Genomic DNA, 1401 nt, shown 5'->3' with positions numbered 1-1401 from the left:
ACCCTGACGAATTCTATGTATTCAAACCTACTTTGAAAGCAGGCAAACCGGCTATCCTGCGCAAAACCATGGGTTCGAAACAAATCAAAATGATCTTTACCGACAAAGCCGAAGCCGGTAAATCTGTCACCAACATCGATGTACCTGAAGAAGACCGTCAACGCTTCTCCATTACCGACGCCGAAGTTACCGAGCTGGCCCATTACGCGCTGACTATCGAAAAACACTACGGCCGCCCAATGGACATCGAATGGGGCCGCGACGGTTTGGACGGCAAACTCTACATCCTGCAAGCCCGTCCTGAGACTGTAAAATCCCAAGAGGACAGCAGCCGCAATCTGCGCCGCTTCTCCATCAACGGCGAAAAAGTTGTCTTGTGCGAAGGCCGTGCCATCGGTCAAAAAGTCGGCCAAGGCAAAGTACGCCTGGTGAAAGATGCTTCCGAGATGGATTCCGTTGAAGCAGGCGACGTACTCGTTACCGACATGACCGACCCGGATTGGGAACCCGTAATGAAACGTGCTTCCGCCATCGTGACCAACCGCGGCGGCCGTACCTGCCACGCAGCGATTATCGCGCGTGAATTGGGCATTCCTGCCGTAGTCGGCTGCGGCGACGCAACCGATCTGCTTTCAGACGGCCAAGAAGTTACCGTATCTTGTGCCGAAGGTGATACCGGCTTCATCTACTCCGGCCTGCTGGACGTACAAATTACCGATGTTGCTTTGGACAACATGCCTAAAGCGCCTGTAAAAGTAATGATGAACGTTGGTAACCCTGAATTGGCATTCAGCTTCGCCAACCTGCCTAGCGAAGGCATCGGCTTGGCACGTATGGAATTCATCATCAACCGTCAAATCGGTATCCATCCTAAAGCCTTGTTGGAATTTGACAAACAAGACGACGAATTGAAAGCGGAAATTACCCGCCGCATCGCCGGCTATGCTTCCCCTGTCGACTTCTATGTCGATAAAATCGCGGAAGGCGTGGCAACTTTGGCTGCTTCGGTTTACCCACGCAAAACCATCGTCCGTATGTCTGACTTCAAATCCAACGAGTACGCCAACTTGGTGGGCGGCAGCATTTACGAACCGCACGAAGAAAACCCAATGTTGGGCTTCCGCGGCGCGGCGCGTTATGTCGCTGACAGCTTCAAAGACTGCTTCGCACTCGAGTGCAAAGCCTTGAAACGCGTCCGTGACGAAATGGGTTTGACCAACGTCGAAATCATGATTCCATTCGTCCGCACTTTGGGTGAAGCCGAAGCTGTTGTCAAAGCCCTGAAAGAAAACGGTTTGGAACGCGGCAAAAACGGCCTGCGCCTGATCATGATGTGCGAGTTGCCAAGCAACGCTGTATTGGCAGAACAATTCCTGCAATACTTCGACGGCTTCTCCATCG

Annotated in this window: 1 protein-coding gene; it reads left to right on the top strand. The window is 52.5% G+C overall.

What is annotated here, in order from left to right:
• Positions 1–1401, top strand: a 1401-nt coding sequence (gene ppsA / locus ACTHUT_RS20685) for a phosphoenolpyruvate synthase (RefSeq protein ID WP_440419682.1), incomplete at both ends; no start/stop codon positions are given.

It is taken from the genome of Neisseria sp. P0022.S010, from assembly GCF_051956635.1.
The sequence above is the reverse complement of the archived record's forward strand: the minus strand, read 5'-3'. Positions and strand labels throughout refer to the sequence as shown.